Below are 24,257 nucleotides of genomic sequence, written 5' to 3'. Positions count from 1 at the left end.
AAATCCTTTACACAATAAAATAATAAAAGATATTTGATAAAAAATAGCTTGAAATAAGATTAAAATAAAAATAAAAAGAATTAAATAAAAATCCAATAAAAATTATCTAAATTAGCAACTATTCTAATGTTGGATAGTTTGGACTTTCATTTGTAATTAAAAGATCATGTGGGTGAGATTCTTTAATTCCACTTTGAGTAATTCTTGTAAATTTAGCAACCCTTTTCATGGTTTCAATATCTTTAGCACCACAATAACCCATTGAAGCTTTAAGTCCACCGACTAATTGGAATAAAACCTCAGATACAGTACCTTTATATGGTACAGCTCCTTCTACTCCTTCAGGTATTAATTTTGTATGTTTCATTGGTCCTTTGATTTCTTGGAAGTATCTGTCAGCACCTCCACCAAATCCACCAGTCATAGCTCCCATGGAGCCCATACCACGATAAGTTTTATATTTTTTACCATTCATTACAACAATTTCACCAGGAGACTCATAAGTACCTGCAAGGGCATTACCTAACATTACAAGATCTGCACCTGCACCAATAGCTTTTGCAATATCTCCGGAGTATCTGATACCACCATCTGCAATAACTGGAATATTATAATCTTTTGCAACATCTGCAACATCGGATACAGCTGTAAGTTGTGGTACACCTACACCTGCTACAATACGGGTAGTACACATTGAACCTGGACCAATACCTACTTTAAGTCCATCTGCACCTTTAGCAACAATATCCTCAGCAGCTTCTGCAGTTGCAATATTACCAACACATAATTTCGCATCGATATTTTCCTTCATAGTTTCTATGAAATTAACAACATGCATGTTATGAGCATGAGCACAGTCAATGGAAATGATATCTGCACCAGCCTCATCCAATGCCATTGCCCTATCTAAATCGAATGGTCCAGTAGCAGCTGCCACTAATAATCTTCCTTTTTTATCCCTTGCTGCATTTGCATGTTTTTTATGATTTAAGATATCCCTAATAGTTACAATACCTGCAAGTTTTTTATCAGGAGATAAAACTGGAAGCCTTTCAACTTTATTTTCATAAGCAATATCTAAAGCCTCTTCAGGAGAAGTATTCTCATCAATAGTTACAACATCAGAGGTCATTATGTCCTTAACTAACCTATCTTTTCCTGATTTAATAATCGGATTTACATCCCTACGACTAATGATACCAACAATTTCCTCATCGTTCATTACAGGTAATCCACTAATAGATAGATCATCCATAAGTTTTTGAACTTCATTAACAGAGGAATCAGGAGTGATTGTAATTACATCACGAATAGTAATATCCTCAGCTGATTTTACTTTTTTAACTTCTTCAACTTCTTGTTCCAAGGTTTTATTCCTGTGAATAACACCTAGACCTCCTTCTTGAGCAAGTGCTATAGCAAGTTCAGATTCTGTGACAGTATCCATAGCAGCACTTAAAATAGGAATATTAAGAGAAATATCCTTATCAAGTTTAACGGTTGTATCTACATTTTTAGGTTCTACATATGATGCATTTGGTGTTAAAAGAAAATCGTCAAATGTATATCCCATTCTAGCTTCTTGAATTTTTTCTGAAAACACATTTCTCACCGAATAAATAAATTTGAAAAATTAAAAATAAATAATCATAAAATATAAAATTTATATTTAAAATTATATAATTAAAAAATATGGTATTAATTTTTTAAAATAAATATAATTATTATTCTTATCTTTTTTAATAAATATAAACTTTATGTTTTTCAATAAAAATTACAATTAAAAAATGAAATTAATTAAAAAAATAGATTGATGACATAATGTGAAATTAATCCTACCATAAAACATATTCTGTTTTTTAAAAGAAAACAGATAGATAGGAAAAATCTAAAATAACCTATTATTATATAATAAAACTTTTCAGTTATAAAAACTATTTATAATATATTTAATAGTAGTTTTACAACAATTATAAAACTAAAATTACATTATAATATGATTTAACCTTAAACTAACAGTTTTTCCAAACAATTAGAACTATTTTGTAATATGAGCCAATCTAAAATCAATTATTTTTGAAAGATCATCTAGTTTTAACTCAACCTGATAACCTATTTTTCCACCACTGAAATAAATGGTATTAAAATTCTTAGCACTATCATCGATAATAGTTGGAAATTTATGTTTCATACCTATCGGAGAACATCCTCCATGAGTATATCCAGTTAAAGATAGTAAATCCTTAGATTTTAACATTTTAATCTTCTTCTCAGATACAACTTCAGATGCAAGTTTTAAATCTAATTCTTTACTAACAGGTACTAAAAAAACATAATGATTATCAGATTTACTTACGGTTACAAGTGTCTTAAATACATTATCAGGATTTTCACCTAAAACCTCAATTACATCCTTTCCACTTATAGCGCCGGAATCAAGGTAATTATAACTTTTATAGGGTATTTTGTTTCTCTCTAAAAGCCTCATTACATTTGTTTTATCTTCATTTCTAGACAAAAGAACCAACTTCAAAAAATATTAAAAAAATAAGTTTAAAATAAAAAAATAGCTAAAGTTTTAATATAATATAGCTAAAAAAAGGTTTAATTAAAAATTAAAAAAATAAACTTTATTTAATCAAAAGATTTGATTAAATCTTTTAACTCTTTAACAGCAGTACGGTCAATGTGTCCAGTGTTTCTGTCACCATCAACACATGCAGCACCACGAATACCTACAACATCACAGTGTAAATCATATAATGGCTTGATTTGATCCTTTTTAACTGAACCTGCAAGTGCAGTATTTAAATCATATTCTTTAGCTTCCGCAACCCATTTCTCAAGGTCTTCCATACTCATAAAGTCAAATAATGTTTTACCATCCTTAACTGCAGTATCCAACATAGCCAAATCTGAACCAGAATCACGTGCAACTTTAGGAATATCCCATGGTGAAACAGCTCCAACTCTTTCAGCATCTGCATAACCTGCAGCCACTACAATAGTTTCTGGAGATTCGTCTTTAACAGCTTTAACAACATTAGACATAACCTCTACTGCCTCATCATAATTTTTAGTACCATATAATCCTACCTTAATGTAGTCAGCACCGCATTTTAATGCACCTAAACTAGCAAGGGAAACGGTTCCTGGTTTATATGGAACATCACCTATTGTAGAAGAAACTAACTTATCAGAAGGAGTAAGTTCTCTAATATCTTTAATAACCCAAGGGAAATTAGCTCCAAGAGATCCTTCTTTAGGATTTTTAACATCTACAATATCTGCTCCACCTTCAATAGCTTCTACAGCTTCTTCATGATTGATTGGACTTATTAATAAAAGCAAAAAAATTTCCTCCAATTATTTACTCAAATTTAAACAAATAACCTATGTATTTATAAAAATATAATTAAGCAAATTTAATCCTTAATAATAGATTCATAATAATTATACCATCAATATGGTATAACTAAAATAAAAAAAATATTATCATAATAAAATAACAATTAACAATTTATTAGTTTATATTTATAAATGTTTTCTATAATTATTGTTTATAATAAAATAATACTGTTTCTTATAAGAATATTTAAAGAATAATATTTTAATAAGATTAAAATTAATAATAATTGAATCAAAGAATAGACAAATAAATAAAAATGTTTAACCTAAACTTTAACTTAAATATATCCTTAAATATTAATATATTTATATAGACTGTATTTAAACTTAATTAAATATTTAATGATTTTTATGTTTATATGGACTTCCATTAGATTTAATATTATTTTTAATCCTCCTATGACTATCCACCTTATACTCTGTTTTTGAACGTAAACTCTCTATAAGTTCATTGGTAGGGGTAGCTACAGGACAATTATAGGTACACATTCCACATAAAGTACACATATACAATTTTTTATCATCCTTTTCCTCGCTCTCATTAAGATATCTGCTCAATGCAATCCCATGTCCTCCAAGATAATAATTAAAACCAAATTCATTACCTACTACATTATATACAGGACATGCAACTACACAATTACCACAGTTTATACACCATAAACACTCGTCTTTAGCTTTTGAACGTCCGTTATCAAGTAATATTACTACCACCTTTTCTGCTCCATACATTGGTTTCAATAGTTTTTTCTCAATATCTGCTGTTTTAGATGGTCCTGAAATAATATTAATATATGAGGATATTGGTGAGCCTGTTCCGAATACTGATTCTAATTTACAAACTGATACAGCATCTTCAACCTCTGGAACAAGCTTATCAATTCCTGCAAGCACAATATGAAGTTTACGACTTGATGCATAAGCCACATTATTTTCATTATGGACAATTGCAATTGACCCGTCATAAGCAGCAATTGCATTGGCTCCTGTAATACCCACCTTAGCATCACCAACATAGGATAGAACATCAGCCCTTACAGTCTTTAATATATCCTGATGTACAGGGTCTAAATCCGTATTTAATCCGTCATTAACAATTTCAGTAATTTCATCAATACTTAAATGTGATGCAGGTCCTGTATTGTGTACTGGTCTATTATCAGTATGTTTAAGTTGTAGGATTCTGTCTCCCAAATCAGTTTCGATAACCTTTACGCCATTTTCCTCAAGCCTCTTTCGAGCACTAATTTCCCCCATAGTATTTGACTTTGATTTAATTACAAGTTTATTTTCCTTGTCATACTCATTAATTAAATCAACCATAATTTTAATAGCTTCATCACCATCTTTAGCTTCAAACAACTCAATATCATTTCTTTTAAATGTTTTTCTTACCTGTTCTTGTAATTCCTCATTGTTTTCTATAGCATTAGTACGAATATTAATTACCCTTTCCTGAAGACGGCGAGTTTCTGGCTTGTCAATAATTTTTTCAAAACGTTTATGTAATAATTTAAATGATTTATTCATTTGTTTTAATTCTCTTTCTTCCATATTACTCACTCACATATCTTCTTTCTTTAATGCTTTCGCTACAAACTCAGATAAATCTATAACTTTTAGATTTTCGGAATTAGAACCTAGATTCAATTTACAGAAAGGACAGGCTGTAACAATTAAGTCGCATTCTGTATCTTCTGCTTGTTTAATCCTATTTTTTGAAATATTCGCTGAGATTTCAGGAAATGCAGATTTTACTCCACCTCCAGAGCCACAGCATAATGCATTCTCACGATTATTCTCCATTTCAACAAGGCTAGAATATTTTTCAATAACCTCTCGAGGTTCATCATATACCTTTGAAGCCCTACCTAAATGACAAGGATCATGATAAGTTACCTTCAAATTCTTAAAGTTATCATTTACTTCGATCCTACCTTCATCAATTAACCTATAAAGTAATTGGGATATATGGATTACATTTAAATCATAACCCAATATTTCTTTATAGTCATCATTAAGTGTTTTATAACAACCTGCACATGAGGTCAATATTAAATCCTCATCTTTAATATCATTATAAGTTCTTTTCATCTGTTCTATAGCTCCATCATAAAATCCGCTTCTTAAAAGTATGGAACCACAACATTCTTCATTATCAATGGTATGATAATCAATCCCTGCTTTATCTAATATATATTTCGTTGCATTTTCAATATTAGAATCTTTCTCTCTTGCAGTACATCCCCTAAAATATAACATATAATCACTACTTTAATAAAAAAAATTATTCTTTTAAATGTTTTTTTAGACAGATACTTTAAAAAAAAGTTATTTGTTTTAAATCAATAGAATATTTAATATTAATTGTATATAAAACTAATTATTCCATTACATAAAAATATAAAGATCAAGTATAGAATTAATTATTTGTCCATATAAAAAAAAATAAAAAAAGTTAATTGTCTTTTTTATCATCATCAAGACTTTCTTCATTATCAATAGCTATTTTCCGAATTAATTTAGTTAATTCCTCGTTTTCTGAATCTAATCTCATATTTATTTTTATTAACAGATATCCTAAAAATACAATAGCTAAAACAAAAACTAAATCTAAACCCCTTCTAAAACCTACAATTTGAGCAACATAGGTTGTGGATTCAGGAAATATGCCAATAGCAACAATAATCAACCAGAAAACAATTGATACAACAAATGTTGAAAGATTTGTTTTTCCATTTTTATATCTAACAGCAAATAAAACAACAGCAATTACTGCCATTATCAAAACTATTACCTGATATAATAATAAAGATTCCATATAAACACCGGATAATTTTAAAATATTTTTTAAATATTTAAAAGCATACAAACATCCATAATTAAAAATTTAAGTTTATTTATCAAATCAAATTCTAATTAATTAGATAAGCTTCCAATTCAACAATTATTTAACCTATAAAAATTCCAACAAATAAAATTCTAATTAAATGAATAAAATTCAAATCTAATAATTGTTTAATTTTGATTAAATTAAATTCCAATTTAACTATCTAAATAAATCAATAATCATTTTAAACATGATTTTAATACCAACAATTGCATTAGTTCCTTTATGCTGAGTTTCATCAGTATAAATAGTAGTAATTGGAATTTCATCAAATTTAATATTATTATCTTTTATTTCTTTAATAAATTCAGAAGATACCCCATAACCTGGAGAAACTACATTAATCTCCTTAGCAGCTTTTGCTGAGAAAGCTCTAAGACCTGATTGTGAATCCTTAACTTTAATACCATAAAATATATGGGTTAAAATATTCATTACATCATTTGCAAAATGTTTGGTTCTAGGCATATCATCAAATACACGTGAACCTATAACCGCATCAGCTTTATTTTCCATTAATGGTTTTGCAACCTTTGAAATATCTTCAAAAGCATGTTGGCCATCAGCATCAAAAGTTATTATATATTGTGCACCATGTTTCAAGGCAACAGTCATACCTGTCTTTAAAGCCGCCCCTAAACCACGGTTTATAACATGAGAAACAATGAAAACTTGATTAGGATATAATTTTTGAACCTCCCTTGCAAGTTCTAATGTATTATCTTTCGATCCATCATTAACAAGAATGATTTTATAACCTAAATTAGCCACATCAGATAAAACTTTTTTAACATGTTTCTCTTCATTATAAGCTGGAATAACTAAATATACACCATTAATATCTTCTTTCATTTTAAATTCTCGTTTTAAATTTCTAGATTATAAAGGACCTGCATCTTCAAATCCTTCACGTTTACCTTTACCTGCTTCTTTACGCATTTGTTTAGGATGAAACATCATTTTATAAACATTTTGAGCATGTTCTCTAGCCCTACTTTCTGCTAAGAATTTAAGCTCTTCCTCGGAGTCTGTTTCATCTTCATGTACAAAAACCTCAATGATATGAGTATTTGTCATAAGCTGTGCATTGATCAAACCTGTTGAAGCTTCATGAGCACATACTTTATCTTTTCTTTTAGGTCCTGGCATTCCAAGTGCCATTACTATATCACAATTTTCTTCTTCAATGAGTTTCTTACTAGCTACAGGAAGATCTTTAATACCTGGAACTGTTACTCTGATAATTTTAGTATCATAGATATATTTTTTAAGTTCATCTTCTGCAGCATGACCCATATCAAATCTTGCAAAAGTAGTATCACATATTCCGATTCTCATAGTAACCCTTTTGATTTATTTTATAATATTGTTATTTTATTTATCTTTTTATTTAAAATTTTATAATTTAATATAGTAGTTAAATCTAGATAATATGTATTTAATTAGTAGTTATTTAAGGTAATAATCAATCCAATATAGAAGTAATCTTTTAACTTCTATAGAATCGTTAGAAGTAAAAATATCATTAATTATGGATATTGCCAAACTATATCCAGTTTCAGATGCCATCAAATTATAGTTTACATCATCAATTATATGTGTAACAGTCAATGTAATAGCTACCATTTTAGGATTATGATTTGCAGATTTTAGGTTTTTGATAAATGTCTCTTTCTCTTGAGATGTAAAATCTTTATAAAAATCATTTATATCTAATTTATATCTATAAAGTAATGTCAATACATTAGATTGAGAACTAGGACTAATCCATGTTTGTTTTAAATTTGCTTCTGCTATTGACTCCTCAACAGCTGAACCAATTAACTCTCCAAGTTTTGAATGTTTACCTGTATTTTCAATGACATTATTGGACTTTTTATCTGAGATTAAAATAATTCCATCGGTACCTGTTCCTGTTGCAATACCACTAGAATATTGGGAGGGAATTTGAAGTTGTTGAAGTATTGCTGATTTTGCTTCTGTAGCAGTCATTAATGCATCTAAAAGAGAATTTTCATTTAAGTGACAATTAAAAATTAGTATAATGTTTATTGTCCCTACATCCATATCTTCTTTAAGTTTATTATCTTTTAAATCATAATACCTATGATTTTCCTCATAATAAGATGCAGGATCACCTGCCCTTACTGCATTAATTTTTGTTCCTGCAGTTGTAATAGCTGTAACAGATAGTTTTTTAAATGATTTTTTAATTATTGAAGTGTTTTTAATATCTGCATGAGTTAAAAGTGAGGATGTTTTATCTACATTTAAATCCAAAGATCTGGCTTTTGATTTCAAATATTCAACTATTCTATCCATGTTAATCTTATTTATTTCCTCATCAGACAAATGTTGATTAAAAACAGATTCTAAATTTTCCCTATATCCTCCATTTAAATAAGATATGGAAATACCATTCTTCCCATATGGAAATTTAACAACTAAAAAATCTTTACTAGTATAAATCTTATCGTGAGAATCAGTTTCATAAATTAATTTAAAATCTTCATTTAACATAATATCATAATCTAAAAAAATTAGAATTATCCTATTTAAAAAAAATATTAAAGATTAAGGATAATATAAATTATCTATTTCTTTATCATAGATCTATATACTTTACGGGCCTGACCTATAGTTAATGGATAATCACCATTAAAATCAACACCATCTTCTTTTTCAAGAATTTCAGATAAATGAGCAATTCTTGGAAGTCTTAGATTAGCTTTTCTTATAAGATCAATATCAGAGAAAACCTCTTTAGGACTACCTTGTGACAAAATAATACCTTTACTAATTACAAATACTTTACTTGAATAGACTGGCACCAAATCCACATCATGAGTAGAAATAATAATAGTCATACCTTCATCATTTAATTCATAAAGTAATTGTAAAATATTTGATGCACCTTTAGGATCAAGACCTGATGTAGGTTCATCCAAAACCATGATTTCAGGTTTCATTGCAAGAATTCCTGCAATAGCCACTCTTTTCTTTTGACCACCGCTTAAATGGTGAGGTGCTTTTCTTTCATAACCTGCCATTCCAACTCTTTTAAGGGATTCTGTTACAATTTCTTGTGTTTCCTCTTGAGAATATCCCAAATTTAAAGGACCAAATGCAACATCCTCCTCCACAGTAGGTGCAAACAGTTGATCATCTGGATTCTGGAAAACAATACCTACTTTTTGTCTTACTTTCATTAGACCCTCTTTTTTATAGTCAATGGGTTCCCCATCTATTAAAACTTCACCACTTGTCGGTTCATAAATACCATTGAAATGCAAGAATAAAGTAGATTTACCTGCTCCATTTTTACCCAATAAAGAAACCATTTCCCCCTTCTCTACTTTAAAATTAATATGGTCCAGAGCAAGAGTGCCATCAGGATACTTATAACTAACATCTTTAACTTCTAAAATACGAATTCCTCCTTAGCTAAAATAAATTATATTTCTACTAATATATAAAGTTTAAAATTCATTTAATAATTTTTAAAATATAGTTGATTTATAATAAAAATAATTTTAAAAAAAGTCTTTAAATTAATAAAAATGACAATATGTCGGCTAAATAGTAATACTTTTTAAAATAGAAAAGTATAATCTAAAACTAAATAGAATAAAAATACTAAAATAACTATTTTGATTACAAAAAAAGTTATCCGAAATATAAAAATTAAAATTTAACTAACAAGTTTTGGATAAGAATCTAATTTTCTATTAGGTTTATATACAGGCAATTCTCCAGTATAACATCTAGAATCCAATGCAACCTGCATGGTTTCACTTTTTTTAAGAGACTGTAAAAACAAATTAGAGAACATAGATCCCATTGATTTAAAAGCTGTAAGGGAAGTTGTTAAATAACCCAATCTTGTTTTTTGAGCATTTCTCATAGTTTCAACACATTCAAGAAATATAAATATAGAATTATACATTAAAACAGCGATCTCACAAAAAACCCTAGGAACTTTAATACTTCTTAAAACATGCATAACATCACTAATAGGTGTAGTTAAAGATTGAATACCTAAAGCTGAAAAACATGCAAATACTCTGAAAAATGTTAAAACTGAAGTAGTATAGGAATATGTTGTAATTCCAATACCCCAAAATCCGCTATCCCAAATATATTCTCCTTGTGGAAAGAAGAATAAAATAAACAAACATGTTAGGAATGTAAATGAAAATGGAATAACTAAAAATTTACAGTATTCCTTAAGTGAAACATGGGCAATGCCTAATATTATAGCACTAGAAATAAAGATAACCAAAATAGAGTAATAATTATTACTTAATATTAATGCTGACAACATGAAAAATAAAGAAACTCCCACTTTTACATAAGGATCATTATCAGCAATCCTATTTGTATGAGCCACATAATCTAAATTAATCTCCATAATTTCACCTGAAAAAAAATAAAAGATAATTTATTAATTATCTTTTTTATTTGAAGCTTGACCTCTCCAATAACCAAAAGCGTAACCAATGATTATTGCACCGATTGCAGCTTGTACTGCAAAGAGTAAACTTTCAATTTCTCCGGAAGGTGGTTCCCATAAAGAACTAAACCAAGGATGATAACCTGTCTCAGATACAGCATCTGATCCTTGATCGTCTGCTCCTCCAAAATATCCTTGATCTTCACCTAATCCACTATACATTACAAATGGTGCAACTAAAAGAATTATTACTAAGATCAATAGAATCCAATTTTCATACTTCATCTAATCATCTCCACTTGGAACATCCTGAGGATTGATTACATTTAATTTCTCAAGAAGTTCTGGTTTGTAGGACAGTAATCCATTCCAAATAATCACGGTAAGCAAACCTTCAGCAATTCCTAATGGAATTTGAGTAGGCATGAAGATTATAAAGAATTTTGCAAATGCGGATGCGAAGCTAGGAACAGGGAATGCTAATGCAAGTTCAACTGATGTTACAAAATAAGTCATAATATCTGCAACAAATGCAGTTAAGAATATATTAACCTTTGTATTAACTCCAACCTTTTGACAAGCTTTGTATACCACCCAACCACAGAATGGTCCAATAATACCCATAGATAAACAATTTGCCCCTAAAGTAGTAATACCACCATGAGCTAAAAGTAAAGCCTGGAAAATAAGTACTATAGTTCCTAAAACACCGGTAATTGCCGGGCCAAATAATGCAACACCTAAACCATTACCACAAGGATGAGAACAACTTCCTGTTACTGACGGCATTTTAAGTGAAGATAAAACAAACATAAAAGCTCCTGATACTGCCAATAAAGCTTTTGTATCTGGATATTCCTCTGTAATCTTTTTAATTTGATATATACCATAACCTACTATTGGAATCATTATAATATACCATATAAGACACCACATAGGCGGTAAAAATCCCTCCATAATATGCAACTTAAACTCTCCTTAATATTTTATAAAAAATTTTTAATTTAAAAATCAAATAAACTTAAATAAAGATTAAGTTTACTTGATTAATACTTAATCTATATTTTAGTTCTTATAAAGATTTCGTAAAAAATTAAATTAGTAATACTATTATTTTTTAATCAAATATTATATAAACTTAATGAAACTTGATAAAATATACACTGAATTTTATCAAAATTATATTAATTAATATAAATTTTTCTTAAAAATATATTTTTGCACATAATTTTAATTAATTGAAAAGAAACCATATAAAGATTAATTAAAAAATTGAACAAAAATGATAAGAAATTTAAAAAAACTGTATATTAATAAAATCAATTTTAACTATATTAAAAATAAATCAAATAAACTTGATTCAATTATATTCGAATAGACAATTAAAAAAATTCTAGATAGAATATATAACATTTATAAAAACAATATAAAATCTATTAAAAAAATAAAAATATTTTATAAAATAACTGATAATTCATAATAAAACTAAAAAATATCTAAAATTGGATTATATAATAAAAAAAATAAAAATCTATTAAAAAAATATAATAATTCATATAAAACTAAAAAAAATCTAAGAATAATCCAATGATAAAAAATAAAAAGATGTATAAACTAAATAATAATAATAATTAAAATTTATCGGGATAATATGAAAGTTAAAAATAATATTATATTAGCATTAGATGTTATGGATATGGATGAAGCTATCAATATATGTGATAAAGTATCAAATCAGATAGACACTATAAAAATTGGTTATCCATTAACACTTGCAGTTGGAATTAATTGTATTAACACCTTAAAGAATCAATTTGATTTTAAGGTCATATGTGATTATAAAGTTGCAGATATTGATGCAACTAATGATAAAATAGCTGACATAACCTATTCAAATGGTGCAGACGGTCTTATCTGTCATGGATTTACAGGAGAGGATAGTGTTAGAGCTTGTTTAAATAAAGCAGAGGAATATAGTAAAGATTTATTCCTTCTAACCGAAATGTCACATCCAGGAGCTAAAAGATTTATTCAACCTGTAGCAGACGATATTGCAAGAATGGGTGTAGATTTAGGTATTAAAAATTATGTGGCACCTGCAACAAGATTAGATAGACTTCAGGAAATTAGAAACATTGTTGGAGAGGATGCTTTTATAATATCACCAGGTGTTGGAGCTCAGGGAGGAAGCGCAAAAGAAACACTTAAGATATCCAATGCTGCTATTGTGGGACGTAGTATTTATCAGTCAGATGATCCTGAAAAAGCTGTACACGATATATTGAATAAATAATTTAAACATTACTTCCTTTTATAAAGATTTAATAAAAAAATTATTAAATCTAATTTTATTCTAAATAAATAAAAACCTAATTTTCCATTTTAATCACATAAATTAAATTATTAAAACTCATTTTATTTTAAATAACCAAAAACTTTTAAATTAACTAAAAACCTAATTTTGATTCTAATTTCATGAATTTAATTATTAAACATACTTTTATCATATAAAAAATTTAATAAAAAATAGATAATCTAGTTATATCAATTAACAAAAATAGAATTTTAAACTAATTTTTATATTTAAAAAATAAAATTAAATACCTAAACCTAACATTAAATGTATTCTAGTTTTCTATAGAAATAATTCTTAAATTTAATTTAAGAAACTATAAGAACAATTGATCTTTAAATTCATAAGCTAAAAATAGGTTAGTCTGAAAAATAGAAAATAAATACATTAAAAATAAAAAAAAGAGAAATGATAGAAAAAATCCATATAATAAATTTTAACTATCTGAAATTAACTGGAACAGAAAATTTTAAGCTATAATAATTTTTATCAAAAGAATAATAAATTACTGTAACATATTGGCAACCTGTTTTTGCTTTACTAATATCAGCATAGATTCTACCATTTTTATCAGTTTTATAAATAGTGTTTTTACCATTTATAGTAACACTTACATATTGTTGAACACGAGGTTTATTGTTATATGTAAATTGTAATTTTAATTTATTGTTTACAGTTTTATTCTTTGAATCAAGGTATTTCTTGTTAATATTATAAAATAAAACTAATTTACCTTTATTGTCTGATTGTCCAGTATAAGAAGTTACATTATTCTTAACAAGTAGAATAACATATGCAGGATTTACTTTAACAGTGTTTGAACCTGAGACTTTAACGCCAACAACATTAGTAGAAGCACTAACCTTATAGGTACCTATTTTATTGTTAAAGCTCATACTAACATCACCGTTAGAGTTAGTTGTTCTAGCATATGTTTTACCTGCAACTTTGATTAAGACCTTTTCACCAGAAATTCCATGATTTTTATAGGTCAATTTCACACGGATTTTATTGGAATCAGCATAATTTTTAACTACTTTATTAACAGTTAATTTAGCATATTTTTTATTCCATTTATTAACAGTAATAGTGGAATAACTGCCTATTTTTTTATTACCATTAACAACATATGCATATACGTTGTATTTTCCAGGTTTAAGATTAATGTTAAGTTGAGCAAGTCCTGAGTTGTCAGTGGTTGCTTTGTAAGTTTTACCTTTAATGACAACATATACAGGTACATTTTGAAGGGCTGTACCATTGTGGCTTATATAGACCTTAAACTTATTGCTAAGTTTATACTCTTTAGTTAATTTAACTGGATTAACCTTGATTAAACTATTGTTCCAATTATTAATTGTTACTGAAGATGAATTAGTAACAGTGGAGTTTACTACTGAGGTAGTAACATTATAAGTTTTTGGAGATAAGTTTAATGAAAGGGAAGCTGTTCCGTTTTCATTAGTGATCCTTTTGTAGGATTTACCTGCAATATTTATCTCAACAGAAACATTACTTATAGGATTACCATCAATATCTGTAACAGATACATAGTATTTAGTTCCATCCCTATAATACATTACAACATTATTTGAAATAATAATTAAGTTATTATTTGCAATTGCATTATAGGTTTTACTTCCTTTGGAAGTGCTGTAAGTAATGTTATCTGCAGTATAACCATTGAAATCTACATTAATAGTATATTTTCCAGTGATTGTAGGAGTCCATTGAATTATAGCCTTACCATCAGTTACCGGGAGAGTTTTATTATAAACAGTTCCGTTATCGTCATATTTAATAATAACACTAATATTTCCACCATTAACTGTAGCATTATCATCCCCTATAACAGAGATGTTTACAATAGATGGCTCATACACTGAGGAGTTATCTACAGAAATATCTATATTAGTATTAACTGTCTTATTTTCAACAGCAGGAGTTGTGTTTTCACCAATACTTGTATTCTCCACAGGTGTGACATTTTCATCACTAACATTATCATCTGTTAAAATGTTTACATTGTTGTTTACAGAGTTTAATGTTGTGCCATCTGAAGAGGAGTAATTTGAAGTGTCCTCTGCTGATACTCCAGTAATAGTAACTATTGTAATTAAAAGCAAAGCTAAAACTAAATATTTACTATACTTTTTCATCATATCCTCCAATTGATTTTATTAAAAATTTAAAGTTCAATTTAAAGATTAGAAAAATAAAGTTGAATTTATTTTTCTATATATAGGTATAATTAACGAACTTAAATACTTTATCATTCATAAATGTAAAATATTTATAATTTAATTAGTTAAAAATTATAAAAAAATATAAAAAATTATGATAAAAATAAAAAATGTTCAAAAAAATAAAAAAATGATTGTAAAAAGTATTTTACATTTTAATAAAAACTAAATAATATACAATTTAAATTGTAAAAAGAAATTTACATATCATAATAAAATTAAAAATTAAAAAAAAATTGTATTCAAATAAAATACTTAAAAAATGGATAATATAAGATTCAAATCCAATGAAAAAAATTTGAAAAAAAAAATAAAAAAGGAAATCTAAGAATCATAAATCCCAATTAATTAGATATCTTTCAAATAAAACCCTTCCAATCTCATATGCTATTTCAAAACATAAGAAGAATAAAAATGTCCATAGATTTAAGTATCCGAATAATGCGAGTATAAGGATTACAACCTTCATGGCAAATCTATAATCAAAGAAATACATTAAGAATTTACTTTTTGCATAGATTTTCTCATTATCATTTCCAATCTCATCTATTAAAGCAGAAATAATAATAACTGCCAGTAATAGAAGATTTAAAGTTGGAATAGATAAATACAGTGAAACAGCAAGAAATACAATCAATGTAACTACATGATGTATTCCGTCGACTTTTAAAGCTATAAAATTACCTATCAATATTCCAAGAAATATATATGCACCGTCGACACTGGAACTTGTAATTATTCCAGATACAACACCACATAAAATGCCTATTAAAGAAGCAAGAATTTTATTATGTTTCTCATCATAAACATCATCGGATATCTTCATGAAGAATCCTGAAAGACCATACAAAATAGGATAAAGTAGAAATTCCACAATAATACCCCATTATTCTTTAAAATGATCCATTGCTCCCGCATATATAAGTGGGAATAATATAGTAGTATCACCTATTACAGTTACTAGTTTTGAACCATGTTTTGCTTTAGACCAACTTTTAGCTTCCTCAAGTCTTGCACCACTTAAACTTCCGGTTTCAGGCCTATCCATAGTAATCTGGAAACCTGCATCAATTCCACCTTTAAGAAGATTGGATGCTAAAGTATAATGCTTAGGAATACCACCACCTAACATAATGGCACCTACCTTTTCCGTTTCAAATACAACATCAGATAAATGATGCATATCCCCAACCGCATCTACATGAAGATTATGATCCTGACTAAAAATCCATAATTGAAGACCAATCATACTATCAATAAGACCTGGTGCAAATATATTAACACTATTATGAGCAGCTAAATATAAAATAGAGTTCTCATCATCTATAAGCATTCCGAATTCATATAACAACTTCTCAATTGAGATGATATTTTTATCTTTAGGATTGTCATACTTCTTCTCGATTATCTCTAACATCTCAGTGATTTTTTCTTCAAATACTTCAAAATCACCTGATTGAGTGTATACATCGGCAATCCTACCAATTCCCGCATCATTAAGTTCCTCATCATCAAATCCTAAATCCTTATAATGTCTTCCACCAAAAGCCTCAACCATATCATGGGTTAAATTTGCGCCACTTGTAATAAGTGTACTTATCTGTCTATTCCTAATCATATCTGCAATAACATTCCTTAATCCTCCAGGAACCATAGGACCTGCAACAGATAAGAAGATTTGCATATCATCATCATTAACCATATCAATTAAAAGATTTCTAGCTCTTGAGACTCTTCCAGAACCTAAAACACCTGATGAATCAAATTCATCAATAAGTTGGCTAACAGTCATTTCATTTTTTAATTCTATTTGTTTTACTTTATGAGCCTTTAATTTTGGATTAAAATTAGATGAAATATTTTCAATACCTTTATTTTCCATAAATATCACTAAAAATAAATAAGTTTTTATAAAAAACATTAAATTTATAAAAATAAGAATTATATATAATATTATATAGTAATACACTTATATTTATATATTTATTAGTAATTAAATAAAAAATTTTTCTTTAAAATATTCAAAGTTAATTAAAAATATTAAATTTATTTAAATATAATAATTCAATTAATTAAGTGGTAATAATGGGTTTTATGGATAGAATAAATAAAAAAGGAATATATAGTGATTCTATAACCGAAAGAATCCGATCAATACAGAGTGAAGATTTAAATTTAGAAGAACTTATTGATATTGCCCGCAATGATGATGCATGGCAGGTCAGATCTGCAGCATATATGAGAATAGGTTCCGAGGACTATGGATACCTTGAAATAGCTTATAATGATGGAAATAGCGATAATGCAATATCCGCTGTTAGAAATATAAAAAATGTTGAATTATTAGATGAATTTTCACTTAAAGCAAAAAATGCAAAAGCTCGTAAGGTAGCAGTTGCAAGAATTCGAAATCTTAGAGTACTTAAAGAAGTAGCATTAAATGATACAGATCCAACGATACGTAATATAGCATTATCAAGGGTCAATGATGAAAAACTATATAAAGAATCCGCCATAAAAGATAGGGATTTTAATGTAGGTAAATTTGCTTTAAGCCACATCACATCACTTGAGGACATATATTGTATAGCTTTAAATAGTAAATGTAAAGAAACACGTTTTATTGCAACTGAGTTAATTGAAAATGAAGACATACTTGAAAGAATAGCCATTAAAGATGAGGATGTTGATGTTGGAATCATCGCAATCGATGGAATTGAAGATGAGAAAAAACTTACAAATATTGCCCTTAACAGTAACTGCCTTAACTCCAGAGGTCTGGCAACAGACAAAGTCTACAATCTCAAATATTTAAAAGAAATTGCAATAGCCAACAGAAACAATGATATGGCATACATTGCACTGGATAAAATTGAAGATGAAGATTTATTACGTGATATTGCACTTAAAGCAGATAAGGTTGAATACAAATCATCAATTATTAAAAAGATTTATGATGAGGAAAAACTTCTCGAAATAGGTTTAAACAGTGATAACAACCAAATTAAAGAGGAAATAGTAGATAAAATATATGATGAGGATAAACTTAAAGAACTCTTTATAGATAACACAGATGCTACCTTAAAATCCAAAATTGCAGAAAAGATTGATGATGAAAACATTTTATACTCATTATATGATAAAAATGAAGATGACTCCGTTAAAAAAATTTTAGTTGAGAAAATCTACAATGAGGATTACCTTAAAGAGATACTTAAAGATTCAGACAATGCAAGTATTAGGAAGGCAATCGTAAATAAAATTACGGATATTTACACTTTAAATGAAATAGCCGAAAACGATGAGGTATGGCAGATACGTGCAATAGCATATGAGAAGCTTGGTAAAATAGAGCCTGCCCTTGAAGAGATTTTAAATAATACCAATGATTCTGAATTATTCTATGATTCATATAATGAATATAAGGATTTGGAAGTTGAAATATCCGATTTTATCGAAAATAAAAAATTTTTCATGGATACTTTACTTATACCCTATGAAAAAACCCTATCCTATTATCAGAAACTTGATGATAGATATCCTCTAAAGGAGCTTGAGGATACAAGCGAAAATAAAATAGAATTGATTAAAGAAAGAGAAGAGCTTTGTAAAAAGAAAATTAAGGAGTTTAAAACCAATATTAATAAAGTAAGCTCAGAAGGTAAAGATAAAATATTATATCTTGCCCTTAGCCAGGAAAATTATGAGAATCACAAAGTTGTAGTGGAATTAACTAATGATAGAGAAATTCTAAATAAGATAGCCCGTGATGAAAACGAATTTCCACGTATTAAAAAATTAGCCCAGGCAAAACTAGAAGAGATAGACGATATAATTATTATCTAAACAGTTTCACAGAACCTTTTAAGTTTTCTGATAGATGATATAATATTATCCAAACTCTTTATTTCTATTTTTTAAAATAAGATTTTTTATCCAAATATACTCTTTTTAAGATATTACTATATATTTAATCATTTGATTTATAATGATAGATTGAATGGATTTAAATGAAAACCAATTTTTATTGATTATAGAAATATCTAATAGAATAAGAATTTTAATTTAAATAACAAGTTCATAAAAATAATTAAAAAAAAGGAGATATAACTACTCGGTAGTTATAGGGAATTTTTTAAGATTAATCATGGATTCAATAAGATCAGTTCTTGTTACAATACCAATTGGATTGTTATTATCATCGGTTATAATCAATCTTCCTATTTTATGTTTATACATTATTTCTACCGCATTTGCAATAGACATGTCCTTATTAACACTAACCACTTTAGGAGACATATATTCACTGACTTTTATATCCTCCTTATTTTCTGCAATAGCTTTTACAACATCTGTAACAGTTAAAACACCGACTGCCACATTATCAACAACAATTGGTGCACCATTAATAGAATTGCAGGAAAATATTTTTGATGCCTCACGGATAGTATTGTCAGGAGACAATGTTAATAAATCAACAGATCCTATTTCAATAACTGATTTTTTAGGTATGCTGCGTATTGTATTTGTCTCAAGTAAAATAATATTATCTGTATCGTCACGTCCTACAACCTTACCGATTACACCTAGATTATTGACTGGCGTAGGTCCAACCTGAATCTCATCACCAATATTCAAAGATTTTATATTGCCTAATACCTTAATAGCAGCTTCACATTCCTTTGGATGAGGCACACTGGTAAATTCAATTTTAGCAACAGAAAGTCCTTCTATCCTATTGTTATTAACTGAAATTGGCACTTTTGAATCTTTATCAGATACTGGTATGTTTAAATTATGATAAGCTTCAATAGTTGGTTTATAACCACCCCTAGGACCAGGCACTCCCTTCACTAAACCTAAACTTCTCAATGATTGCATCTGGTTTCGAATGGTACCAGGATTACGGTTCATAACTTCAGCTATTTGTTCACCTTTAATAGATTTACCTTCAGAGGTTTGATATAAATTAATTAAATTTTGTAAAATTTCCTTTTGAACTGAGGTTATCATTATTAATACCTTCTTAAAAATTGTTAAGAATTTATAATTATAATTAATGATAATTTATTTTTTATCATATTAAAACTTTGTTAAAAAAAGATGGGATTTTTAATTTATAATGATAGATTTTTTTAAAAAAATAATATAAAAAATCCATATAAAATAATAATAAAAGTAAAAAACTTTTAATAATAACTTAAATTTATAAAACAAATCTTAAAATAAGCAATAGCCTAAATAAACCCTTTTACAATCAAAAAAAGATTTGAATATGAAAAAATCATTATGAATAATAATTAAAAATATAATTTTACATGATAATTAATCTATTTTAAAATATAAAAATTATTTAAAATTTAATTAAATAAAAAAAATTGATAATTCTATAAAAAAATAAATTAAACAAAAAAAGATTCCATTTTAAAAAAGAACAAAAAATCAATAATTCTAAAGAGAATTAAATTAGTCACAAAAGAGTTTCAATTTAAAAAGGAATAAGAAATTAATATTGAAAGAATTAAAACCATATAAAATTTTAAAACTTAAAATATTATTTGAATTACTTTTTAATCCTCTTATTAAATGGAATTAGTCCTAAAACAATTAATACTAAAAACACTATATAAAGTGGATTTCCAGTATTCAATAATGGGACATTATTAACTAAAGTACTTGAATTATTATTATCATTATGAGATATAACACCATTATCATTATTAGGGTTTAATGGAGTAATATTAGTACTATTAGTACCATTAGTATTATTCCCTGAGGTAGTATTATTATTTCCAGGATCTACCGGAGTACTATTAGTATTGTTAGTACCATTTGTAGTATTATTACCTGGCTGTGGAACATCTACTTCTGTAATCTTAAATCCCCACATATCCATGTGAGTACTATTCATATTTTGAAAACCCATAAAATCGTAAATTTTATAATGGGTGCTATTGGTCCATTTAATATTGCCGGTATTATTTACACGGGTTCCGTTATTATATTTATCAACAACCCTTTTATTGAAATCTGATAAACCGTCATAATTGTTTACATTATCATAGAAGTCCCATATATTAGACTGTAAATAGATACTATTAGGAACATTAGGAGTATTAATATCATTAAAGGCATCCAAATATTCATAGATTAGTATTTTTAAAAATTCCCCTATCGGAGTTGCATTAGCTAAATGCCAATGACCAACAACAACCCCTGTATGATCTGGACTAACCACCTTAAATGTATCATTCCAAAATATTGGATGTGTCTTACTATCATTAGTTTCTATATAACCACTATGATGTATTGCATAAGCGTTATACCCATTAGACATAGTAACATTATTAAAACTACGGGTATCTGAAGTGTAATTCACACGGTTACCATTCTCATCATAGTAATAATCATTTAGATTCTCATATTTAGGATCAGTTAAATCATCATTGTGATCATTACGGACATACACATCTGTACCATTTTCTTCATTAATATCTGAGACCTGAGAACTATCATTATTAGACTCTGTGGTAATTGCATTATTTACACTTTCTGCACCTACCGAACTAGTACATAACATGATAGTTAAAAACAAAGTCAATATTAATAACACTTTTTTATTTAACATCATATCACTCCTTAAGTAGAATATAAATTAATAGTATGTTCAAAAAAAGTAGAACATAAGTGAAAAAAATATTTTTCTAGTATCTCTTTTATGATTTTATAATATATAAGTTTTTCTATTAAATTAATCAAACTGTAAAATTAAACAAAAAATTTATATACAAACTGATTAGTTTAATAAAAAGCACTATACAAAATTAATTAATGTAAAAGAAATATTACATTAAACTTATCTAAATCAAAATTTAGGAAATATATGAAAAATAATATAAAAAATAAAAGATGTTCCCAATCATTTTCAAAAATGATTAGAAATTTAGGTTATAAACAAATTTACAAAATACGGAATATATGATAAACAACATTTATTAGTCCACATTAGGTTTTAAAAAAAATAAACTTAAATCAAAACACAGAATACGATAATAACAATAATGAGAAATAATATTTAACTTAAAGATTGAAAACAGCCAATTAAATATAATTCAAGTAAAAAAAAATAGATGATTAATATAAAACTAGAAAAGATTAAATAAAAATTTTAAAATAAGTAATGAAAATAAAAATAAAAAAATTATAAAAAAAGTTAAAAATATAAAGAATACCTTTTTTAAGATCCGTAGATTAAAAAAATGGGAGGAAATAAGAATAATCTAAAAGAAAGAAACGATTATAGTTTAATTAAAGTTTAAAAACGAACTTACTTTTAAATATTACAATGGTTTCATCATTAAATCAATTATGGAATAGGGTTCCCCCTCTTTTTTCTCATGTGGTCTATCCATACCCGGCATTCCTGGAATTCCCCTTTTTAAGAAATCCCTATTCTGCCTTTTTGAAATGTCGGAGAATATCAACTTATAAGCCTCACATTGAGGATCTACCGCTTCCGGTGTATGGCTTGCAACAATACCATTATATGGACATCCGCCTCTACAGAATTTAATAAACCTACAGGTTTTACAATTATCATCAACAAATGAATTAAATTCCTCTAATTTTCCCCAGGCATTGGAATTATGTAAATCCTCAACACTAGGTTTATCCTTAACATTACCCATTATATATTCATCCATTCCTACAAACCTATAACAAGGGTAAATACTGCCATCATAACCTACTGCAAGGGTATCCCCCATACAGTCCGCAAAGGTACATAGTGTTCCATGACGAATGAAACTGCTTTTCGCCATATGGTCAAAGTCTTTAATCTGAAACTTGTCAAGATCATATAGGTATTTATCAAGTAATGAAACCATTAACCTACCATAATCCTCCTGGTTTAATGCCCATGGATTCGCATTATCCCCCCTTAAAGATGGAAGGGCAGAATGAATTTTAACAGTTGCACCCATCCCTTTAAAGAAATCATATATCTCATTTGCATAATCCTTAGAATATGAGGTGAATGTGCATACATAATTAACAAATAACCCATTATCCTCTGCAAGTTTTACAGATTCCATTGTTTTATCAAAGTAATTCTCACCTCTCTGGTAATCTGTAATCTCCTTAGGACCATCAATACTGGTACTTAATGCAACGTTATTTTCCTTTAATACTTCAACGATATTCTCATCAAGAAGCCAAAGATTAGATTGCATTGAGTATCCATTTATGTTCTTTAACTGATTAAGTATCGGGAAAGCTTCCCTATAAAAATCATATCCTGCAAGTAAAGGTTCCCCACCATGGAAAGTAAAATGAACCGGTTCATTATTTCTAAATGTTTCTAACCATTCTTTAATACTTTCAATCATGCTAATGTCCATTACCTCGGCATGTTTATCAGAACCCCAACAATACTTACAGTTACCTGGACAATTAAGTGTTGGTATTATCATTATATGAAATGGCATTATATCACAAAAAAATAAAAAGTTAATTTAAAAAAAATTGCAAGAAAAGACTGAAATTACATGATTTTATTTAATTTTTTAATCATCTTATTTCTTTCATCATTTGTATCATCATGACCTGTTTCAAATAAATGTCCACAATTAGAACATTTGAAATATGCGGTTTCAGCATATGCTAAATGATTATCTATTCTTCTACGATATACAGTTTTATCAGTTGAACCACATTTAGGACATTTAGCTACTAAGTCTTCTACTTTCATTATCTCACCATAAAATTATCTTAGATAAAACAATTAATTTCTATCTGTTTATTATAATAAAATTACTAGATAATATAATATAAACTTTGTTATTGAAAATGATTTAAATTATATAATTATATAAAAATAAAAATTAACCAATTTATTATTAATTCTAAGAA

Annotated in this window: 22 protein-coding genes; 2 read left to right on the top strand and 20 right to left on the bottom strand. The window is 27.5% G+C overall.

Translation table 11 applies throughout. The features are described from left to right. Positions 1 to 118: 118 nt before the first annotated feature. The 13 genes from guaB to ABM4_RS03735 form a co-directional block, all read right to left on the bottom strand. Complete coding sequence (guaB, locus tag ABM4_RS03795) at positions 119 to 1,603, bottom strand: IMP dehydrogenase (protein WP_016358356.1); 1,485 nt, start codon at positions 1,601 to 1,603, stop codon at positions 119 to 121. 435 nt (positions 1,604 to 2,038) lie between these two features. Further along, positions 2,039 to 2,518 (bottom strand): Cys-tRNA(Pro) deacylase, encoded by a 480-nt coding sequence (gene ybaK, locus ABM4_RS03790; protein ID WP_016358355.1) that lies wholly within the window; start codon positions 2,516 to 2,518, stop codon positions 2,039 to 2,041. A gap of 116 nt (positions 2,519 to 2,634) precedes the next feature. Further along, complete coding sequence (locus ABM4_RS03785; RefSeq protein ID WP_016358354.1) at positions 2,635 to 3,351, bottom strand: (5-formylfuran-3-yl)methyl phosphate synthase; 717 nt, start codon at positions 3,349 to 3,351, stop codon at positions 2,635 to 2,637. A 396-nt stretch (positions 3,352 to 3,747) separates the two neighbouring features. Beyond that, positions 3,748 to 4,962, bottom strand: coding sequence for an LUD domain-containing protein (locus ABM4_RS03780; RefSeq protein WP_016358353.1), 1,215 nt, complete (start codon positions 4,960 to 4,962; stop codon positions 3,748 to 3,750). A 9-nt stretch (positions 4,963 to 4,971) separates the two neighbouring features. Next, positions 4,972 to 5,670, bottom strand: a complete 699-nt coding sequence (locus ABM4_RS03775; protein ID WP_016358352.1) for a (Fe-S)-binding protein — start codon at positions 5,668 to 5,670, stop codon at positions 4,972 to 4,974. Positions 5,671 to 5,866: 196 nt separating this feature from the next. Then, the gene (locus ABM4_RS03770) at positions 5,867 to 6,229 is read right to left on the bottom strand and encodes a DUF2304 domain-containing protein (protein ID WP_016358351.1); all 363 of its coding nucleotides are present in this window, start codon (positions 6,227 to 6,229) and stop codon (positions 5,867 to 5,869) included. A 228-nt stretch (positions 6,230 to 6,457) separates the two neighbouring features. Beyond that, entirely contained in the window at positions 6,458 to 7,150 is a 693-nt protein-coding gene (locus ABM4_RS03765; protein WP_016358350.1) for a glycosyltransferase family 2 protein, read from the bottom strand. Between the two features lie 27 nt (positions 7,151 to 7,177). Then, a complete protein-coding gene (gene ribC / locus ABM4_RS03760; protein WP_016358349.1) occupies positions 7,178 to 7,636 on the bottom strand; it encodes a riboflavin synthase in 459 nt (152 codons plus the stop codon). 111 nt (positions 7,637 to 7,747) lie between these two features. After that, on the bottom strand, positions 7,748 to 8,818 hold the full coding sequence (locus ABM4_RS03755) for an adenosylcobinamide amidohydrolase (protein WP_016358348.1): 1,071 nt from the start codon (positions 8,816 to 8,818) through the stop codon (positions 7,748 to 7,750). Positions 8,819 to 8,892: 74 nt separating this feature from the next. Beyond that, a complete protein-coding gene (locus tag ABM4_RS03750; RefSeq protein ID WP_198008282.1) occupies positions 8,893 to 9,726 on the bottom strand; it encodes an ATP-binding cassette domain-containing protein in 834 nt (277 codons plus the stop codon). Positions 9,727 to 9,989: 263 nt separating this feature from the next. Continuing rightward, positions 9,990 to 10,709: a cobalt ECF transporter T component CbiQ gene (cbiQ, locus tag ABM4_RS03745; protein WP_016358346.1), complete on the bottom strand. Its 720-nt coding sequence runs from the start codon at positions 10,707 to 10,709 to the stop codon at positions 9,990 to 9,992. 33 nt (positions 10,710 to 10,742) lie between these two features. Next, positions 10,743 to 11,036 (bottom strand): energy-coupling factor ABC transporter substrate-binding protein, encoded by a 294-nt coding sequence (locus ABM4_RS03740; RefSeq protein WP_016358345.1) that lies wholly within the window; start codon positions 11,034 to 11,036, stop codon positions 10,743 to 10,745. Next, positions 11,037 to 11,717: an energy-coupling factor ABC transporter permease gene (locus ABM4_RS03735; RefSeq protein WP_016358344.1), complete on the bottom strand. Its 681-nt coding sequence runs from the start codon at positions 11,715 to 11,717 to the stop codon at positions 11,037 to 11,039. It abuts the gene before it with no gap. A gap of 685 nt (positions 11,718 to 12,402) precedes the next feature. Between ABM4_RS03735 and pyrF the strand changes: the two genes are divergently transcribed. Further along, positions 12,403 to 13,044: an orotidine-5'-phosphate decarboxylase gene (pyrF, locus tag ABM4_RS03730; RefSeq protein ID WP_016358343.1), complete on the top strand. Its 642-nt coding sequence runs from the start codon at positions 12,403 to 12,405 to the stop codon at positions 13,042 to 13,044. A gap of 500 nt (positions 13,045 to 13,544) precedes the next feature. Here pyrF and ABM4_RS03725 read toward each other — a convergent pair whose 3' ends face one another. The 3 genes from ABM4_RS03725 to ABM4_RS03715 all read right to left on the bottom strand — a co-directional run bounded on the left by ABM4_RS03725 (position 13,545) and on the right by ABM4_RS03715 (position 17,229). Beyond that, positions 13,545 to 15,263, bottom strand: a complete 1,719-nt coding sequence (locus tag ABM4_RS03725; RefSeq protein WP_016358342.1) for a carboxypeptidase regulatory-like domain-containing protein — start codon at positions 15,261 to 15,263, stop codon at positions 13,545 to 13,547. Between the two features lie 415 nt (positions 15,264 to 15,678). Next, positions 15,679 to 16,221 carry a hypothetical protein gene (locus ABM4_RS03720; RefSeq protein WP_052312813.1) on the bottom strand — a complete coding sequence of 181 codons (543 nt, stop codon included), beginning with the start codon at positions 16,219 to 16,221 and terminating at the stop codon, positions 15,679 to 15,681. 12 nt (positions 16,222 to 16,233) lie between these two features. Then, entirely contained in the window at positions 16,234 to 17,229 is a 996-nt protein-coding gene (locus ABM4_RS03715) for a deoxyhypusine synthase (RefSeq protein WP_048200823.1), read from the bottom strand. 212 nt (positions 17,230 to 17,441) lie between these two features. Here ABM4_RS03715 and ABM4_RS03710 point away from each other — a divergent pair, with 212 nt between their 5' ends. Further along, the gene (locus ABM4_RS03710) at positions 17,442 to 19,193 is read left to right on the top strand and encodes a hypothetical protein (RefSeq protein ID WP_156815324.1); all 1,752 of its coding nucleotides are present in this window, start codon (positions 17,442 to 17,444) and stop codon (positions 19,191 to 19,193) included. Between the two features lie 264 nt (positions 19,194 to 19,457). Here ABM4_RS03710 and ABM4_RS03705 read toward each other — a convergent pair whose 3' ends face one another. The 4 genes from ABM4_RS03705 to ABM4_RS03690 all read right to left on the bottom strand — a co-directional run bounded on the left by ABM4_RS03705 (position 19,458) and on the right by ABM4_RS03690 (position 24,096). After that, entirely contained in the window at positions 19,458 to 20,360 is a 903-nt protein-coding gene (locus ABM4_RS03705; protein ID WP_016358338.1) for a CBS domain-containing protein, read from the bottom strand. Positions 20,361 to 20,910: 550 nt separating this feature from the next. Then, a complete protein-coding gene (locus ABM4_RS03700) occupies positions 20,911 to 21,975 on the bottom strand; it encodes a hypothetical protein (RefSeq protein ID WP_016358337.1) in 1,065 nt (354 codons plus the stop codon). Positions 21,976 to 22,687: 712 nt separating this feature from the next. Further along, on the bottom strand, positions 22,688 to 23,833 hold the full coding sequence (locus ABM4_RS03695) for a TIGR04083 family peptide-modifying radical SAM enzyme (protein WP_048200822.1): 1,146 nt from the start codon (positions 23,831 to 23,833) through the stop codon (positions 22,688 to 22,690). A 56-nt stretch (positions 23,834 to 23,889) separates the two neighbouring features. Beyond that, a complete protein-coding gene (locus ABM4_RS03690) occupies positions 23,890 to 24,096 on the bottom strand; it encodes a TIGR04165 family Cys-rich peptide (protein ID WP_016358335.1) in 207 nt (68 codons plus the stop codon). Positions 24,097 to 24,257 lie beyond the last annotated feature (161 nt).

The organism is Methanobrevibacter sp. AbM4 (assembly GCF_000404165.1).
GTDB classification, from domain to species: Archaea; Methanobacteriota; Methanobacteria; order Methanobacteriales; family Methanobacteriaceae; genus Methanarmilla; species Methanarmilla boviskoreani.
Note: the sequence above shows the minus strand (reverse complement) of the source record. Positions and strands in the feature narration are given on the sequence as shown.

Bases quoted from the DNA above. Each gene is read 5' to 3' on its own strand.
- ABM4_RS03710 (WP_156815324.1), top strand. From the start codon at position 17,442: ATGGATAGAATAAATAAAAAAGGAATATATAGTGATTCTATAACCGAA.
- ABM4_RS03765 (WP_016358350.1), bottom strand. From the start codon at position 7,150: ATGAAAGAAGATATTAATGGTGTATATTTAGTTATTCCAGCTTATAAT.
- ABM4_RS03705 (WP_016358338.1), bottom strand. From the start codon at position 20,360: ATGATAACCTCAGTTCAAAAGGAAATTTTACAAAATTTAATTAATTTA.
- ABM4_RS03780 (WP_016358353.1), bottom strand. From the start codon at position 4,962: ATGGAAGAAAGAGAATTAAAACAAATGAATAAATCATTTAAATTATTA.
- ABM4_RS03690 (WP_016358335.1), bottom strand. From the start codon at position 24,096: ATGAAAGTAGAAGACTTAGTAGCTAAATGTCCTAAATGTGGTTCAACT.
- pyrF (WP_016358343.1), top strand. From the start codon at position 12,403: ATGAAAGTTAAAAATAATATTATATTAGCATTAGATGTTATGGATATG.
- cbiQ (WP_016358346.1), bottom strand. From the start codon at position 10,709: ATGGAGATTAATTTAGATTATGTGGCTCATACAAATAGGATTGCTGAT.
- ABM4_RS03740 (WP_016358345.1), bottom strand. From the start codon at position 11,036: ATGAAGTATGAAAATTGGATTCTATTGATCTTAGTAATAATTCTTTTA.
- ABM4_RS03695 (WP_048200822.1), bottom strand. From the start codon at position 23,833: ATGCCATTTCATATAATGATAATACCAACACTTAATTGTCCAGGTAAC.
- ribC (WP_016358349.1), bottom strand. From the start codon at position 7,636: ATGAGAATCGGAATATGTGATACTACTTTTGCAAGATTTGATATGGGT.
- ABM4_RS03755 (WP_016358348.1), bottom strand. From the start codon at position 8,818: ATGTTAAATGAAGATTTTAAATTAATTTATGAAACTGATTCTCACGAT.
- ABM4_RS03770 (WP_016358351.1), bottom strand. From the start codon at position 6,229: ATGGAATCTTTATTATTATATCAGGTAATAGTTTTGATAATGGCAGTA.
- ABM4_RS03715 (WP_048200823.1), bottom strand. From the start codon at position 17,229: ATGGAAAATAAAGGTATTGAAAATATTTCATCTAATTTTAATCCAAAA.
- ABM4_RS03725 (WP_016358342.1), bottom strand. From the start codon at position 15,263: ATGAAAAAGTATAGTAAATATTTAGTTTTAGCTTTGCTTTTAATTACA.
- ABM4_RS03775 (WP_016358352.1), bottom strand. From the start codon at position 5,670: ATGTTATATTTTAGGGGATGTACTGCAAGAGAGAAAGATTCTAATATT.
- ABM4_RS03700 (WP_016358337.1), bottom strand. From the start codon at position 21,975: ATGTTAAATAAAAAAGTGTTATTAATATTGACTTTGTTTTTAACTATC.